The sequence below is a fragment of the Commensalibacter sp. Nvir genome, from assembly GCF_963921845.1.
Lineage (GTDB): Bacteria > Pseudomonadota > Alphaproteobacteria > Acetobacterales > Acetobacteraceae > Commensalibacter.
In genome coordinates this window covers 1-1,518 of record NZ_CAWUGZ010000075.1, presented here as the reverse complement: position 1 = coordinate 1,518, position 1,518 = coordinate 1, and the positions used below count along the sequence as shown (strand labels likewise).

At 42.2% G+C, this 1,518-nt stretch carries 3 protein-coding genes; 2 read left to right on the top strand and 1 reads right to left on the bottom strand.

The features are described 5' to 3' along the window. Positions 1 to 203 precede the first annotated feature (203 nt). Together AABE15_RS05255 and AABE15_RS05250 are read left to right on the top strand one after the other, a co-directional pair. Positions 204 to 458: a type II toxin-antitoxin system HicA family toxin gene (locus tag AABE15_RS05255; protein ID WP_338330235.1), complete on the top strand. Its 255-nt coding sequence runs from the start codon at positions 204 to 206 to the stop codon at positions 456 to 458. Further along, positions 455 to 802 carry a type II toxin-antitoxin system HicB family antitoxin gene (locus tag AABE15_RS05250; RefSeq protein WP_338330234.1) on the top strand — a complete coding sequence of 116 codons (348 nt, stop codon included), beginning with the start codon at positions 455 to 457 and terminating at the stop codon, positions 800 to 802. Before AABE15_RS05255 ends, AABE15_RS05250 begins: the two co-directional genes overlap by 4 nt. Here AABE15_RS05250 and AABE15_RS05245 read toward each other — a convergent pair. Continuing rightward, positions 767 to 1,387: a hypothetical protein gene (locus AABE15_RS05245; RefSeq protein WP_338330233.1), complete on the bottom strand. Its 621-nt coding sequence runs from the start codon at positions 1,385 to 1,387 to the stop codon at positions 767 to 769. The two genes, AABE15_RS05250 and AABE15_RS05245, sit on opposite strands and share 36 nt — an antisense overlap. Between the last annotated feature and the right edge of the window lie 131 nt (positions 1,388 to 1,518).

Sequence of the window (1,518 nt, the reverse complement as noted above, 5' to 3'; positions counted from 1 at the left end):
CAATGTGCCTTGTGGCGTTGAAGCGTCCAAAGACAAATTCTCCCCCAACGCACTGATAAACTCTTGTTGCACTTCCGTTAACAGGTCCGACGTGTCCGCCGTCATTACGCCCGTTTGGGCGTTTTGAAAATAGGTCGACATGATAATCCTTATGGGTTTGATTGTTGCTTGCTTTTGATATCAAAAAGTGATATTATATAGTCATGAAGAGAAAACATTTAAAAACACTTCAACTTTTATTTTCTCGACCCGTTCCTAGCGGTGTTGTTTGGAAAGATATTGAAGCGTTATTGATCCACTTGGGTGCTGAAATTCAAGAACGGGAAGGATCAAAAATTGCCGTCATTCTTTTTAATGAAGTGCATGTTTTCCATCGTCCTCACCCCTCTCCGACTACCGATAAAGGAGCAGTTGTTAGCGTAAAGAAATGGTTAGAGCAAAACGGAGTAACCCCATGACCAATATAATGAAGATTAAAGGATATAAGGCGGTTATTACTTATGATGATGAAATTGAGTTATTTCGAGGTGAGTTTCTTGGATTAAATGGTGGAGCTGATTTTTATGCCAGCACCATTTCAGAATTGAAAAAAGAAGGCGAAAACTCTTTGCAAATGTATCTCGACGTTTGTAAAGAAAAAGGCATTAATCCCAAAAAAGAATATTCTGGAAAATTACCTTTACGATTAGACCCAATTTTGCATGAAAAGTTAGTTGAAATCGCCAGTGCCGAAGGGATGAGCGTTAATCGGTTCATTCAAAAAACGCTAGAAAAAAACCTGGGTCAACACCATAACCGCTAGCCCAAGGAAAAGCCCTGTAGAGGCGCCAGCGATGAGCTCGCCCGTTGGTGGAGGATCCATAGGATCGCAGCCTAAAGAAGGAATATAGAACCCCTTATACAACCACGCCTCATAATAGCCTATAACCGATAAACCACACGACGCTAAAAAGAAGCATCCTAAAATGGGAATAACAAGCAACAAGGCATGAGCAGATAAAAAGTATCCCGCCGTGATAAAAGGCAACGCTAGCATCAAGCCTAGACGTGATGCCATAACCCAGAGTTTACGCTTGGTAGCAGGCCCTGGGTTACCAACCGATACAAAGCCCAAACTTAGGCTATTATTCCACCCTACACCACGCATCAAACCCGTCAAGCAAGCGATCAGCGCTATAATCATTATGGAATGAACATCCCTAGCAAACACAACGATTAAGGGCAAACACGCTATCCAGCCCCACAGCAATCGTGGAAGTTGATCGCCTAGATCCCTTCCCACCCACCGGGAAAGCAACCCGCCTGCCCAGCGAAACCCTAACGCCCCCAAGTAAGCGTACAACACCAACAGCACCAAATTTTTGGTGATGCCTAACAGTATGAGCATGATAAGAAATCCTACAAAGTTAGGAGAAGAATACAAGCATTCGTGCTTCAACAAGACTTAAAAAAGCCATCTCATAAGATGACTAAAAACTCAATTAATATAAATAAATCATTACTTTTATATTGCTATAC